This is a genomic window from Mycobacterium canetti CIPT 140010059 (genome assembly GCF_000253375.1).
Taxonomy (GTDB): Bacteria; Actinomycetota; Actinomycetes; order Mycobacteriales; family Mycobacteriaceae; genus Mycobacterium; species Mycobacterium tuberculosis.
The window spans coordinates 513,803-527,170 of the sequence record NC_015848.1 but is presented as its reverse complement, the minus strand read 5'-3'; the positions used below and the strand labels follow the sequence as shown (position 1 = coordinate 527,170).

Genomic DNA, 13,368 nt, shown 5'->3' with positions numbered 1-13,368 from the left:
CCGGCTTCGCCGCGCTTGCGATCGCCGCTGCTGCGGCTGGCCACCTGGAATGTGAATTCGATTCGCACCCGGTTGGATCGTGTCCTCGATTGGCTTGGGCGCGCCGATGTCGACGTGTTGGCCATGCAGGAGACCAAGTGCCCGGACGGCCAATTCCCGGCCTTGCCGCTGTTCGAACTCGGCTATGACGTCGCACACGTCGGCTTCGATCAGTGGAACGGCGTGGCAATCGCATCCCGCGTTGGCCTCGACGACGTGCGGGTTGGGTTCGACGGCCAGCCCAGCTGGAGCGGCAAGCCGGAGGTGCCCGCCTCTACGGAGGCCCGTGCCCTGGGCGCCACCTGCGGCGGCATCCGGGTGTGGAGCCTCTACGTGCCCAACGGCCGCGCCCTGGACGATCCGCACTACACCTACAAGTTGGATTGGCTTGCCGCGCTGCGTGATACGGCCGAAGGCTGGCTACGTGACGATCCCGCCGCACCAATCGCACTGATGGGCGACTGGAACATCGCTCCGACCGATGACGATGTCTGGAGCACCGAATTCTTCGCCGGCTGCACGCACGTTTCCGAACCCGAGCGCAAGGCGTTCAACGCCATTGTCGACGCGCAATTCACCGATGTGGTACGGCCTTTCACCCCGGGACCCGGGGTTTACACCTACTGGGATTACACGCAGCTGCGGTTCCCGAAGAAACAGGGCATGCGCATCGACTTCATCCTCGCCTCGCCGGCGTTGGCCGCCCGGGTGGTTGACGCCCGGATCGTACGCGAGGAGCGTAAAGGCAAAGCGCCCAGCGACCACGCTCCGGTGCTCGTCGACCTGCACGCCGGGTAGGCGGCGTACGGCGGTAGCCGGCAGTCGCGCCGCACGCGGCGGTTGCGCGTTGTCTCAGTCAAGGCGGCGTGGCAGGCTTGCATTTCGAGAGCGCTGAACAGAAATCTCGTCAGCGGTGCGAATGCAGGGTGCGGGTTAACGAGTGTAGAACTGTAGCTAAACCATTTGTAAACGAATGCAGTTTGGGCCAGGGAGTCATCATGAGTGTGGTCGGCGGGACAGTTCGAACCGTGGGTCGAACGGTGAGTGGTGCAGCAACGGCGACCACAGCGGCCGCGGGTGCGGTGGGTGGCGCCGCCGTGAGCGGCATCGTCGGCGGTGTGACCGGAGCCGCCAAAGGCATTCAGAAGGGGCTTAGCAGCGGCAGCAAGTCGACCGCGGCAGCCGCGTTGGCCATCGGTGCGATCGGTGTCGCTGGCCTCGTCGATTGGCCGATCCTGTTGGCCGTGGGCGGCGGAGCGTTGCTATTGCGGAAGCTCAACCGCACCCCCGAGGTGGCCGCACCGCCGGTGAAGGCGAAACTTGCGCCGGTACCCGACAAGCCGGCCGCCGCGAAGGAAGCGCCAGCCAAGGCCAGCAAGACAACAGCCAGGAAGACGAGCGGTCGCCGAGCGGGCACCGCTGCGCTGCGCAGCACCAACTAATCGGCGGCGTTGAGCAACCCTTGAGCATTGCTGCATCCATAGCACGGGCTATGCCGGTGCGCGCTGTCGCGACGGGCTTCCGGGCGAGCGCCACCCTCACCGGTGCATCGATCACTGCCGCGGCAGCGGTCTCAGTGAGCCTGGCCAAGACCGGGGTCGGAACCGGTATGAAGGTCGCCACCATCCCGCTGCGCGCGGGAGCCAGGGCGCTTTCCGGCGAGCTATCCCGCGAGACACTCGGTCGGAACTGTTGGCGTGGCGAGCGTCGGGCCTGGATCGAAGTGCGCGGCTTGCGCAGCGGAGGCGACGACGAACTTGGGCGCGCCGTGCTCGACGCAATCCAAGCCCACCCCGGGGTCGGGTCGGCCAGGCTGAACTACCCGTTGTCCCGTGTCGTCGTCGCTATCGACGATCCCGACACATCACTGCGCGAACTTTGCCGCATTGTCGATGACGCCGAAAAAGCCGAAAGACACCGCCACCCAGATCAAGCCGCCGATCAGCTGGCGCAATCACCGGGGAGCCTGCCGGGCGACGGCGTGCTGCTGGCGGTCAGAGCTGTAACGGTAGCCGCCACCGCGGCCGGACTGGGCTTAGCGCTCGCCGGCCGGGCGCTGCGCTGGCCCCGATTTCCGCTCGTCATCGAGGCAGCGGTGGCGGCCGTGGACTACCAGCCGTTGCTGCGCCGCCTACTCGAGGATCGAATAGGCACGGCGGCGACCACCACCGTCCTTGAGCTGGCCATGGCCGCCGCGCACACCGTCACGCTGTCGCCGGCGGCGTTGTCGGTGGATCTGACGATCCAGGCGCTGAAAGCCGCGGAATGCCGTGCCGGGGCCAGAGCCTGGCGCCAGCATGAACCACAGCTCGCGCTGCACGCTGACGAACCGGCCGACCAACCCCAATCCCTTCGGTCGCGTCCCGCACGGTCGACGCCACCTGTCCAACGCAGCGTCGCGCGTTTCGCACTGATCCAAGCGCTGAGCGCGGTGCTCGTGGGCGCCGGGACCCGCGACGCGGACATGGCCGCGACCGCGACGCTGGTGGCCACCCCCAAAGCCAGCCGGACCACGCCGGAGGCGTTCGCCGCGGCGCTCGGCCAAGGTCTAGCTGATCAGCACGCGGTGTTGCCGTTACGGCCGGCCAGTTTGCGCCGATTGGACCGGGTCGATGCGATCGTCATCGACCCCCGCGTGCTGTGCACCGACGACCTGCGCGTGGCGCGCATCCGCGGTTGCGGCGCAGACGAGCTGTCCACAGCGTGGAATCGGGCGCAACTCGTTTTGACGGAGAGTGGCCGGCGCCCAGGCTGGCACCGAGTGCCTGGTGTCTCGGCCAGCGGTTCGGGTTCGTCAGTGGAGGCACTTTTGCGTCCCACGCACGACCGGCTGGCCTCGGCGGTGGTTGCCGAGGCACATCGCACCGGGGCGGACCTGGTTTCGGTCGATGTCGACGCCCTGGGTGAGTTGCGACCGGTGTTCGACGACATCCGGCCCCTCGACGACGGTGCCAGCGGGTCCCTCGACGAAGCCCTAGCCCGTGCGGTGGCCGAGCTGCGCCAGGCGGGCCGCACTGTCGCGGTGTTGTCATCGGTTGGTGCGCAAGCGCTTTCGGCTGCAGATGTGGCGCTTGGTGTGCTGCCACCACCCGGAGCCGGTGCATCGCCCTGGTACGCAGATGTCCTGCTGCCCGATCTTGGGGCCGCGTGGAGGGTGCTGCACGCGATTCCGGCAGCCAGGGCCGCACGCCAGCGAGGTAACGAAATTTCCGGTGGTGCATCGGCTTTGGGAGCCCTGTTGATGCTGCCAGGGGTCCGCGGACTGGGGCCCGGACCGGTGACCACCGGCGCGGCGGCCGGACTGCTCTCGGGATACCTGCTGGCACGCAAGGTCGTCGACGTGCAGGCACCGCGACCGGCACCCGCTCATGAATGGCACGCAATGTCGGTCGAGCAAGTCCGCAAAGCTTTGCCGTCGCCGGACGAGCAGGCAACGGCGAAGGCACCGCCTTCGCCGTCTCCGGCCCGTGCGCTGGCCGGTGGCCTACACACGGCGAAGCGCGGCGCACAACTGACCCAGGCACCCTTGAACGCGCTTTGGCAGTTGACCAAGGCCGTGCGCGCGGAGTTGTCGGACCCGTTGACGCCTATGCTGGCGCTTGGTGCAATGGCCAGTGCGGTGTTGGGTTCGCCGGTGGACGCGGTGATGGTCGGTTCGGTGCTCACCGGAAACTCTATTCTCGCGGCCAGCCAGCGGCTGCGTGCCGAAAGTCGGCTGAATCGCTTGTTGGCTCAGCAGATTCCACCCGCCAGGAAGGTGCTTGCCGGCGCGGACGACCAGCCGAGGTACATCGAAGTCCGCGCCGAGGACCTGCGTCCGGGCGACATCATCGAGGTGCGGACCCACGAGGTGGTTCCCGCCGACGCCCGGGTGATTGAAGAGGTCGACGTGGAGGTCGACGAGTCCGCGCTCACCGGTGAGTCGCTGTCGGTGACCAAACAGGTCGAACCCACGCCGGGTGTCGACCTGATCGAACGTCGCTGCATGCTCTATGCCGGGACGACCGTCGTGTCCGGCACCGCGGTCGCGGTGGTGACCGCGGTGGGTCCCGACACTCAGGAGCGCCGCGCGGCCGAGCTCGTGTCCGGTGATCTGTCCAGCGTCGGTCTGCAGCATCAGCTGAGTCGGCTCACCAACCAGGCCTGGCCGGTCAGCATGACCGGCGGCGCACTGGTCACCGGGCTTGGGCTGTTGCGCCGGCGGGGCCTACGCCAAGCGGTGGCCAGCGGTATCGCGGTCACAGTGGCCGCGGTGCCGGAAGGGATGCCGCTGGTGGCCACACTGGCCCAGCAGGCATCCGCGCGGCGGCTAAGTCACTTCGGTGCGCTGGTCCGCATCCCGCGCTCGGTGGAAGCGCTCGGCCGTGTCGACATGGTCTGCTTCGACAAGACCGGAACGCTCAGCGAGAACCGTTTGCGGGTGGCGCAGGTGCGGCCGGTGGCGGGGCACCCGCGCGAGGAAGTGCTGCGCTGCGCGGCGCGCGCTGCGCCGGCGTCGAACGGCCCGCAGGTGCACGCCACCGACGTCGCGATCGTGCAAGCTGCCGCAGCGGCTGCCGCCAGTGGCACCGACGGTGCCGAACCCGGCGCCGCAGAACCCGCCGCCCACCTGCCATTTCGCTCCGGTAGGTCGTTTTCCGCCTCGGTGTCTGGCACCGAGCTGACCGTCAAAGGTGCGCCCGAAGTGGTGCTGGCGGCGTGCGAAGGCATCGGCTCGAGCATGGACGACGTGGTCGCTGAACTGGCCGCCAACGGATTGCGGGTGATCGCGGTGGCGCATCGCCAGCTGACCACGGCCCAGGCACGGTCGGTCGTGGATGACCCCGACGAGATCGCGAGATTGTGCCGCGACGAGTTGAATCTGGTGGGGTTTCTTGGGCTGTCCGACACCCCCCGAGCCCAGGCGGCGGCCCTACTTGCGGACCTGCACGAGCACGATCTCGATATCCGGCTGATCACCGGTGATCACCCGATTACCGCCGCCGCCATCGCCGAAGAGCTCGGCATGCAGGTGAGCCCTGAGCAGATCATCAGCGGTGCCGAGTGGGATGCCCTGTCACGCAAGGACCAGGAGCGGGCGGTAGCCGAGCGGGTGATCTTCGCCCGGATGACACCGGAGAACAAGGTACAGATCGTGCAGACGCTGGAACACAGCGGCCGGGTGTGCGCAATGGTCGGCGACGGCTCCAATGACGCGGCCGCGATCCGGGCCGCCACCGTCGGAATCGGTGTCGTCGCCCACGGCAGCGACCCGGCCCGAGTCGCCGCCGACCTGGTGTTGGTCGACGGCCGGATCGAGTCACTGCTGCCCGCAATCCTGGAAGGACGCCAGCTTTGGCAGCGGGTGCAAGCGGCGGTGTCTGTGCTGCTCGGCGGCAACGCGGGCGAGGTGGCCTTTGCCATCATCGGCAGCGCTATCACCGGGACCTCGCCGTTGAACACCCGTCAGCTGCTGCTGGTAAACATGCTGACCGACGCGCTGCCCGCGGCGGCGCTCGCGGTCAGCAAGCCAAGCGACCCGGTAACACCGGCAACTCGCGGTCCCGATCAACGCGAGCTATGGCGTGCCGTCGGTATCCGCGGGGCGACCACGGCGGCCGCGGCCACCGTGGCCTGGGTGATGGCGGGGTTCACCGGCTTGCCGCGCCGCGCATCCACGGTGGCGCTGGTGGCGCTGGTGGCCGCTCAGTTGGGTCAAACCTTGGTGGACTCGCATGCATGGCTGGTTGTGCTCACCGCACTGGGCTCACTGGCCGCGCTGGCAACCTTAATCAGCATCCCCGTCGTCAGCCAGTTGCTCGGCTGCACCCCCCTCGACCCACTCGGCTGGGCGCAGGCGATAGCAGCCGCGTCTGCTGCGACCGTCGCCGTCGCCGTGCTGAACCGTGTGCTGACGGGTCGGGACAAATCGGGCCAGCCGAACCCGCAACCACCCGAGACCGATGCGCTTTCCCGCGACGCGTCCCCCGGTGCGCCCCCCGGACCTCGACGACGCCGACGCGCCACAGCACGGCGTAAAGCTCCAACAAAGGCACCGTCAGCAACAAGGCAAACGACGAAGCCAAAGGGTCCGCCAGCGCATCGGTCCTCGTCGACATACCCCCGACGGTGACCGCACCACCCTGCACAACGGCAAACCCTTCGTTACTGAAAGGCAAATGATGGCCGAAAAGAATACGCGTCGAGCGACATCTCAGCGTGAGGCCGTGGCTAAGATCCGCGAAGCGGAGACTATTGTGATGAACCTGCCGATCTGCGGCCAAGTGAAGATTCCGCGGCCAGAGCACCTGGCCTACTACGGAGGTCTGGCGGCACTCGCTGCCCTCGAACTCATCGACTGGCCGGTCGCCCTGGTTATCGCCACCGGACATATCTTGGCAAATAACCACCACAACCGGGTCCTCGAGGAACTCGGCGAGGCGATGGAAGAGGCCTAACGCGGCATTGGGCCGTCCGTGCACACCGGCGCCGCGCTGCGCTAGCGTGGGGGTACCCACGCGGGAGCGCACGCCGAGTGCGCTGAGAGGACGGCTCGGGGCCGTCGACCGTACGAACCTGACCGGGTAATGCCGGCGTAGGGAGTTGCACATGACCATCACCGTTGAACCGTCGGTGACCACGGGTCCCATCGCGGGCAGCAGCAAGGCCTACCGGGAAATCGAGGCTCCCGGCAGCCGAGCTACTCTCCAAGTCCCGTTTCGACGGGTGCACTTGTCCACCGGAGATCACTTCGACCTCTACGACACCTCCGGGCCCTACACCGACACGGACACGGTGATCGACCTGACCGCCGGGCTGCCGCATAGGCCCGGAGTGGTTCGCGACCGCGGCACCCAGCTGCAACGCGCCCGCGCCGGCGAGATCACCGCGGAGATGGCGTTCATCGCCGCTCGCGAAGACATGCCCGCCGAGCTGGTGCGCGACGAGGTGGCCCGCGGCCGGGCAGTGATACCGGCCAACCACAACCATCCCGAGAGCGAGCCGATGATCATCGGCAAGGCGTTCGCGGTGAAAGTCAACGCGAACATCGGCAACTCGGCGGTGACGAGCTCGATCGCCGAGGAGGTCGACAAGATGGTGTGGGCCACCCGCTGGGGGGCGGACACCATCATGGACCTGTCCACCGGCAAGAACATCCACGAAACCCGCGAGTGGATCCTGCGCAATTCTCCGGTGCCGGTCGGCACCGTGCCGATCTATCAGGCGTTGGAGAAAGTCAAGGGCGATCCGACCGAACTGACCTGGGAGATCTACCGCGACACCGTGATCGAGCAGTGTGAGCAGGGCGTGGATTACATGACGGTGCACGCCGGGGTGCTGCTGCGGTATGTGCCGTTGACCGCCAAGCGGGTCACCGGCATCGTCAGTCGCGGCGGCTCGATCATGGCGGCCTGGTGCCTGGCGCATCATCGGGAGTCGTTCCTGTACACCAACTTTGAGGAGCTATGCGATATTTTCGCGCGCTACGACGTCACCTTCTCACTCGGTGACGGGCTGCGACCAGGGTCGATCGCCGACGCCAACGACGCCGCGCAGTTCGCCGAGCTGCGCACCCTGGGCGAGTTGACCAAGATCGCGAAAGCCCATGGAGCACAGGTGATGATCGAGGGTCCCGGACACATCCCAATGCACAAGATCGTGGAGAATGTGCGGCTTGAAGAAGAGCTGTGTGAGGAGGCCCCGTTCTACACGCTGGGTCCGCTGGCCACCGACATCGCGCCGGCCTACGACCACATCACCTCGGCGATCGGTGCGGCCATCATCGCCCAAGCCGGTACCGCGATGCTGTGCTACGTCACCCCCAAGGAGCACCTCGGGTTGCCGGACCGCAAGGACGTCAAGGACGGGGTGATCGCCTACAAGATCGCCGCGCATGCGGCCGATTTGGCCAAGGGCCATCCGCGCGCCCAGGAGCGCGACGATGCGCTGTCCACGGCTCGTTTCGAGTTCCGTTGGAACGACCAGTTCGCACTGTCGCTGGATCCCGACACCGCACGGGAATTCCACGACGAAACCCTGCCGGCGGAGCCGGCCAAGACCGCGCACTTCTGCTCGATGTGCGGGCCGAAGTTCTGCTCCATGCGCATCACCCAGGATGTCCGTGAGTACGCCGCCGAACACGGGCTTGAGACCGAAGAGGACATCGAAGCCGTGCTCGCCGCCGGAATGGCCGAAAAGTCACGCGAATTCGCAGAGCACGGCAATCGGGTGTATCTCCCGATAACCCAGTGAACTACCTCCCGCTGGCACCGCTGGGAATGACGCCGCCGCGGGTGTTGAGCATCGCCGGATCGGACTCCGGGGGCGGTGCCGGCATCCAAGCCGATATGCGCACGATGGCACTGCTAGGAGTGCACGCGTGCGTCGCAGTCACCGCGGTTACCGTACAGAACACGTTGGGAGTCACCGATATTCACGAAGTTCCCGACGATGTGGTGGCCGGCCAGATCGAGGCGGTCGTCACCGACATCGGCGTTCAAGCCGCCAAGACCGGGATGCTGGCCTCGTCGCGCATCGTTGCGACCGTGGCCGCGACCTGGCGTCGGCTCAAGCTGTCCGTTCCGCTCGTCGTCGACCCGGTATGCGCATCCATGCACGGAGACCCGCTGTTGGCACCGTCTGCCCTGGATTCGCTTCGCAGTCAACTGTTCCCGTTGGCGACGCTGCTGACCCCCAACCTTGACGAGACGCGCCTGCTGGTAGACATCGAGGTAGTCGACGCCGAGTCGCAGCGTGCGGCGGCCAAAGCCCTGCATGCGCTGGGGCCGCGATGGGTGCTGGTCAAAGGCGGACACCTGCGCTCGTCGGAGCGCAGCTGCGACCTGCTCTATGACGGCGTCAACTGCTACCAGTTCGACGCGCAGCGACTACCCACCGGCGATGACCATGGCGGTGGTGACACGCTGGCAACCGCGATCGCCGCCGCGTTGGCGCACGGCTTCACCGTGACCGACGCGGTGGACTTCGGGAAGCGATGGGTTACCGAATGCCTGCGCGCGGCCTATCCACTGGGCCGCGGCCACGGACCCGTTTCGCCGCTGTTTCGGCTGTCATGAACCTGTCATGAACCTCGATCAGATCGCCGGCGTTGCACACCAACCGGCCGGCCCACCACACGGGGTAGTCGTCCTTACCCACGGCGCGGGCGGTAGCCGCGAATCCACACTGTTGCAACAGGTTTGCGCCGAATGGACCCGCCGAGGATGGCTGGCCGTGCGCTACAACCTGCCCTACCGCCGACGCCGACCCACCGGTCCGCCATCCGGCTCGGGGTCAGGCGACCGTGCCGGCATCGTCGAAGCGATCCAGCTGTGCCGCGGCCTTGCCGAGGGTCCGCTGATCGCCGGGGGACATTCCTACGGCGGTCGGCAGACGTCCATGGTGGTGGCGGCCGGGCAGGCACCGGTCGACGTGCTGACGCTGTTCTCCTATCCGGTCCATCCGCCGGGAAAGCCGGAACGCGTCCGTACCGAGCACTTGCCGGGGATCGCAGTGCCGACGGTGTTCACCCACGGAACGGCGGACCCGTTCGGCACGCTGGCCCAGGTGCGTTCCGCCGCGGCGATGGTCTCGGCACCGACCGAGGTCGTCGAGATCACCGGCGCCCGACATGACTTGGGCTCGAAGACCCTCGATGTCGCCAGGCTGGCGGTCGATGCGGCGCTACGTCTGTCGGCGGGTCAAATAGCGTGAGCTCTGTCAGGTTCCGCACGCACGCCCGGGCGTAGTGCCGGTAGGGCACGGCGCGCTGAATGCTTAGGCGGACGCGCGTTAACATGGTTGCGGCCCCGGGGGGCCTCCCTCACAACTTGCCTGGGCGTGGCCACCCGGCCTTTGTTGGCAAAGCCCGCATTTGCGCTTGCATGACGCGAGCGCTGCGGCGCCCGAATCCCGAATGCACATCGCAAGACATGGAGAAGCCGTGAATCGTCGCCAGATGTTCATCGGAATTACTGGCCTGCTGCTGGCGGTCATTGGTCTGATGGCGCTGTGGTTTCCGGTCTACCTGGATCAATACGATGCGTATGGCATCAAGGTCACCTGTGGCAGCGGCTGGCGCTCCAACCTCACCCAGGCGCTGTACGCCGACGGCAACGACAACACTCAGGCCCTGGTCACGCGTTGTGACACCGCACTACTCGTACGTCGCGCCTGGGCGATCCCGTCCGTTGCCCTGGGGTGGTTGCTGGTCACCGGGTTTTTGGTGATGTGGGTGCACAACGATCAACATCAGGGCCAGTCCTATCCCGGATACCGGGCATAGCATGCGTCCATGTCGCCGCCCACGCCGGCACGGAACGCGGCTATCCGAGTGAAACCGGCCGGAACGCTGACACCGTCGGCGTCACTGGCGACCATGCGGTTGGTCAGCAACCCGGAAACCGCTTCGTCGAGATCACCCGCGGTAAGTACGAGTTGCTGGCCGGAGGGCAGGTCGATGGGCACGGCCATCTTGCGGTGCGCAACGCCGGTCAGGCACGCCGTCCGTAAGGCGGTCCACGGGCTCTGCATCGGCAGCCCGCGTTCGTGCTGCACCGCCAACGCGTACCGCGACATCACAATCGACAACGACGTGTCATCGCCCTGCGGCAGGCTGTGTTCCGCTGCCGAGGCCACCTTGCCCATCCTCGCCAGGGCGGGCAGGTCGACCACGATGGTGTTGGTGGCCGGACAGTAGGCGGCCGGTGGGCTGGGCTTGGCGTCTGGGCAACCGGCCGGCTGGTAGGACAGCGTGGGCGGATTCTTCGGCGAGAAGATCTTGCCCATCAACTCCATCAACGTCGAGAGGGTCTCTTCGTTGATTCCGATCTCGCCGGTCTCTGGGTTGCCGCTGGCATCGACCCGCAACGTCGTCGGCAGGTCACCGCGGCGCCGCTCGACTTCGTCCTCGTCGATCGCCGCGCACGCCGGCGTGCCGTTGATGAAGCCCAGCTGGAACGCGCTGACCCGATCCAAGGCCGACCCATGTTCGTCGTCGTTTTCCGCATCGGCTTCCATCACCGGGTCTCGGGTGGTGATGATGCCGGCGAGCACGTGGTCGAGCCCGTCCGCGGTGCTCAGCGTAAAGCGTGTCGACTTACCTTCGGCCACCCACCACAGATAGACCCCGGCGAAGCAATCCGCTTGCTGCTCGCGGACGATGGTGGGATCTTTCCTGGTAACCAAATTCGCCATCACTTGCAGAGCATGCCCGAATTCGTGTGCCAGCACACCATTGACGGACATGTCGCCGAAGTATTCTTGCGCGACCGCCATGAAGACCCCTCGATCCCAGGCAATCAAGTTGCACCGAGAGCTGAAAAAGGCGTTGACGAGCTGATAGGTGTCAATGTGGCAGACGATCGGACTACTTGGGTCGTTGGAATCGTAGGACACCAGCTTGCCGACCGGCCGGAAGGTGCCCTTCAGCGATTCGCTGTAGACCGCCATCCAGTAGTCCTCGATGTCGTTGACCGACAACAACGACAACTTGTCGATCGCTCCGTTGTTGGTGTTGATCACCGTGCCCGACGCAGCCGGTGCGTCGGGGCGGGCGCCGCTCGGACCGTTGGTCGCGGGCAGACCCCCCACCCGGAACGGGTCGTTGAGGATGGACAGCGCCCGCCCGTCGACGACGGTCGTGCAGCCGGCTATCACGACCACCGCCGCTAGACAGGCGATCGGGGTCCGCACCGACGCGGCCACCCGGCGAGGGCGAACACAGCGGACCAGAGGTCGATACCGCCCGCGACCATGCATCTCCTAACCCCGTCCCGCCCGGCATGCACCAAGGAAATCCCATTCTAGATCGGTCGGTGCGGGGTCAGTGGCGAGATCAGGCCCGGATCACGGTTTGGCAATCAGGTGGCGGGTGCGGTCCGCCATGACCGGAACCCCGTTGGGGCCGCCGAGGTCCTGCGCATACAAACCCACCGCGTACGCGACGCCAGCGCCGTTGATACCGAGCGCGGTGCGGTCGATATGGTCCAGGGTGTCTGTCTTCTGGTGATAGTTGGGATCGAAAGGCTCGTCGGCGGTGCCGCCCCAGAGCTCGGCTTGCTCGGCGGACTTCTTGACCTCAGCGCCGGAGAACAGGCCACCCGAAGGGATACCCGCCAGCGTGAAGCCATCGTAGTCGGACCGACCGTCGAACGAGGTGTCCTGCGCGGTCTTGCCGGCCATCTTCAGATAGGCGACGAACGTGCGCTCGATACCGGCCGAGCCTTCGGGCACCACCGGCTGACCGCGGGCGTCTAGCGGCAGCGACTGGTCACCGTCGTAGGTGAAGTAACCCGGGTTCGGCGACGCCAACATGTCGAAGTTCAGATACAGCGCGATGCCTTTGAGCGCGTCGATGTCCAGCGACTCGACGTAGTTTCGTGACCCAATCAGGCCGAATTCCTCGGCGCCCCAGAAGGCGAACCGTACCGCGTTGGACACATGCGGTGAGTTCCCCAGCTGCACTGCCGTTTCCAGAACCGCAGCCACTCCCGAGCCGTTGTCGTTGATGCCGGGTCCTTCCGGAACGCTGTCCAAATGCGCACCTGCCATCACCACGTTGGCCGACGACCCCGTCTTCGTCTGCGCGATGACGTTGCGGGCCTTGAAACTTTGGGTGCTCGCCGTGAGCTTGACGGTGGTTGGCCCAGACTGTCCGCGTAGCTGGAATCCGACCGACTTGGTGACACTCACCACCGGGATCTTGACGTCGGTATTAGCCCCCAGGGTGCCGCCCATCGCCTGCTCGTCGATGTTGTCAGCAATGATCAGCGCCACCGCACCGCGCTGCGCGGCTGCGTCTTCCTTCTGGGCAAAAGGACAGACGCCGCGATCTACCAGCACCACCGCACCGGACACCGGCAGCCTGTCGTAGTCCGACGGACTGCAGCCCGGACTGTCGTCGGCGGGGGCAGCCACCAGCGGGCCCGTCACCCCGTCCGGCGGTGTGCCGAGGCTGTACTCGAGCGCCCTCGCCTCCACGGTGTTGCCGCCGAGGGTCACCACCCCTTTTTCGGCCTTGAAGACGCGAGCGGAGAACTCCGGGGTTTGCACATCAAAACCGCTGTTGCGCAGTGTGTTTACCACATAGTCGACGCTGGCCTGATAGCCAGGGGTGCCCACCGCGCGAGTGCCGTCGTTGGCGTTGGCGATGTCCTGCAGTTTCGATAGGTGCGCCATCATCGCGTCGGTGCTCACCCGGTTGCGCAACGCAGCGGCGAACTCTGCGGCAGCGGGGCCGTTAACAACGGGCCGCGACTGCGTAGACCACCGGATACAGCCCGTCGTCAGGAATGCGACGACCACAGCCACGGCCAGCACCGCCGGCATCATCCTGGATTTGTTCACCAT

10 protein-coding genes, 1 pseudogene and 1 riboswitch are annotated in these 13,368 nt (G+C 66.5%); of the genes and pseudogenes, 8 read left to right on the top strand and 3 right to left on the bottom strand.

Annotated elements, in window-relative coordinates:
* Positions 1-30: 30 nt before the first annotated feature.
* The 3 genes from MCAN_RS02210 (at position 31) to MCAN_RS23900 (ending at position 6,151) form a co-directional block, all read left to right on the top strand.
* On the top strand, positions 31-837 hold the full coding sequence (locus tag MCAN_RS02210; RefSeq protein ID WP_041180208.1) for an exodeoxyribonuclease III: 807 nt from the start codon (positions 31-33) through the stop codon (positions 835-837).
* 200 nt (positions 838-1,037) lie between these two features.
* Positions 1,038-1,481 carry a hypothetical protein gene (locus tag MCAN_RS02205; protein ID WP_014000223.1) on the top strand — a complete coding sequence of 148 codons (444 nt, stop codon included), beginning with the start codon at positions 1,038-1,040 and terminating at the stop codon, positions 1,479-1,481.
* Positions 1,482-1,531: 50 nt separating this feature from the next.
* The gene (locus MCAN_RS23900) at positions 1,532-6,151 is read left to right on the top strand and encodes a cation-translocating P-type ATPase (protein WP_014000222.1); all 4,620 of its coding nucleotides are present in this window, start codon (positions 1,532-1,534) and stop codon (positions 6,149-6,151) included.
* Here MCAN_RS23900 and MCAN_RS23895 read toward each other — a convergent pair.
* Positions 6,060-6,302, bottom strand: a pseudogene (locus MCAN_RS23895) (hypothetical protein); the annotation flags it as partial. The gene MCAN_RS23900 and the pseudogene MCAN_RS23895 overlap by 92 nt on opposite strands.
* On the opposite strand from MCAN_RS23895, the gene MCAN_RS02195 reads away from it, so the two are divergent.
* The 5 genes from MCAN_RS02195 to MCAN_RS02175 all read left to right on the top strand — a co-directional run bounded on the left by MCAN_RS02195 (position 6,201) and on the right by MCAN_RS02175 (position 10,303).
* Positions 6,201-6,476 (top strand): hypothetical protein, encoded by a 276-nt coding sequence (locus MCAN_RS02195; protein WP_003402157.1) that lies wholly within the window; start codon positions 6,201-6,203, stop codon positions 6,474-6,476. The pseudogene MCAN_RS23895 and the gene MCAN_RS02195 sit on opposite strands and share 102 nt — an antisense overlap.
* A 50-nt stretch (positions 6,477-6,526) precedes the next feature.
* Positions 6,527-6,637, top strand: a riboswitch (TPP riboswitch).
* Positions 6,628-8,271: a phosphomethylpyrimidine synthase ThiC gene (gene thiC / locus MCAN_RS02190; protein ID WP_014000221.1), complete on the top strand. Its 1,644-nt coding sequence runs from the start codon at positions 6,628-6,630 to the stop codon at positions 8,269-8,271. Its footprint overlaps the riboswitch before it by 10 nt.
* Positions 8,268-9,095 (top strand): bifunctional hydroxymethylpyrimidine kinase/phosphomethylpyrimidine kinase, encoded by an 828-nt coding sequence (thiD, locus tag MCAN_RS02185; protein WP_041180006.1) that lies wholly within the window; start codon positions 8,268-8,270, stop codon positions 9,093-9,095. The genes thiC and thiD overlap by 4 nt, the downstream gene beginning before the upstream one ends.
* A 7-nt stretch (positions 9,096-9,102) precedes the next feature.
* Complete coding sequence (locus MCAN_RS02180; protein WP_003402145.1) at positions 9,103-9,732, top strand: alpha/beta hydrolase family protein; 630 nt, start codon at positions 9,103-9,105, stop codon at positions 9,730-9,732.
* Between the two features lie 229 nt (positions 9,733-9,961).
* Positions 9,962-10,303, top strand: a complete 342-nt coding sequence (locus tag MCAN_RS02175) for a hypothetical protein (protein WP_003911201.1) — start codon at positions 9,962-9,964, stop codon at positions 10,301-10,303.
* Here the strand turns inward: MCAN_RS02175 and MCAN_RS02170 are convergent.
* Both MCAN_RS02170 and MCAN_RS02165 read right to left on the bottom strand, forming a co-directional pair.
* On the bottom strand, positions 10,282-11,778 hold the full coding sequence (locus tag MCAN_RS02170) for a neutral zinc metallopeptidase (protein WP_014000219.1): 1,497 nt from the start codon (positions 11,776-11,778) through the stop codon (positions 10,282-10,284). The genes MCAN_RS02175 and MCAN_RS02170 overlap by 22 nt on opposite strands.
* A gap of 87 nt (positions 11,779-11,865) precedes the next feature.
* Positions 11,866-13,368: a M28 family metallopeptidase gene (locus MCAN_RS02165; protein ID WP_014000218.1), complete on the bottom strand. Its 1,503-nt coding sequence runs from the start codon at positions 13,366-13,368 to the stop codon at positions 11,866-11,868.

Coding starts and splice junctions, on each gene's coding strand:
- MCAN_RS02205 (WP_014000223.1), top strand. CDS start 1,038: ATGAGTGTGGTCGGCGGGACAGTTCGAACCGTGGGTCGAACGGTGAGT.
- MCAN_RS23900 (WP_014000222.1), top strand. CDS start 1,532: ATGCCGGTGCGCGCTGTCGCGACGGGCTTCCGGGCGAGCGCCACCCTC.
- MCAN_RS02195 (WP_003402157.1), top strand. CDS start 6,201: ATGGCCGAAAAGAATACGCGTCGAGCGACATCTCAGCGTGAGGCCGTG.
- thiC (WP_014000221.1), top strand. CDS start 6,628: ATGACCATCACCGTTGAACCGTCGGTGACCACGGGTCCCATCGCGGGC.
- MCAN_RS02180 (WP_003402145.1), top strand. CDS start 9,103: ATGAACCTCGATCAGATCGCCGGCGTTGCACACCAACCGGCCGGCCCA.
- MCAN_RS02170 (WP_014000219.1), bottom strand. CDS start 11,778: ATGCATGGTCGCGGGCGGTATCGACCTCTGGTCCGCTGTGTTCGCCCT.
- MCAN_RS02165 (WP_014000218.1), bottom strand. CDS start 13,368: ATGGTGAACAAATCCAGGATGATGCCGGCGGTGCTGGCCGTGGCTGTG.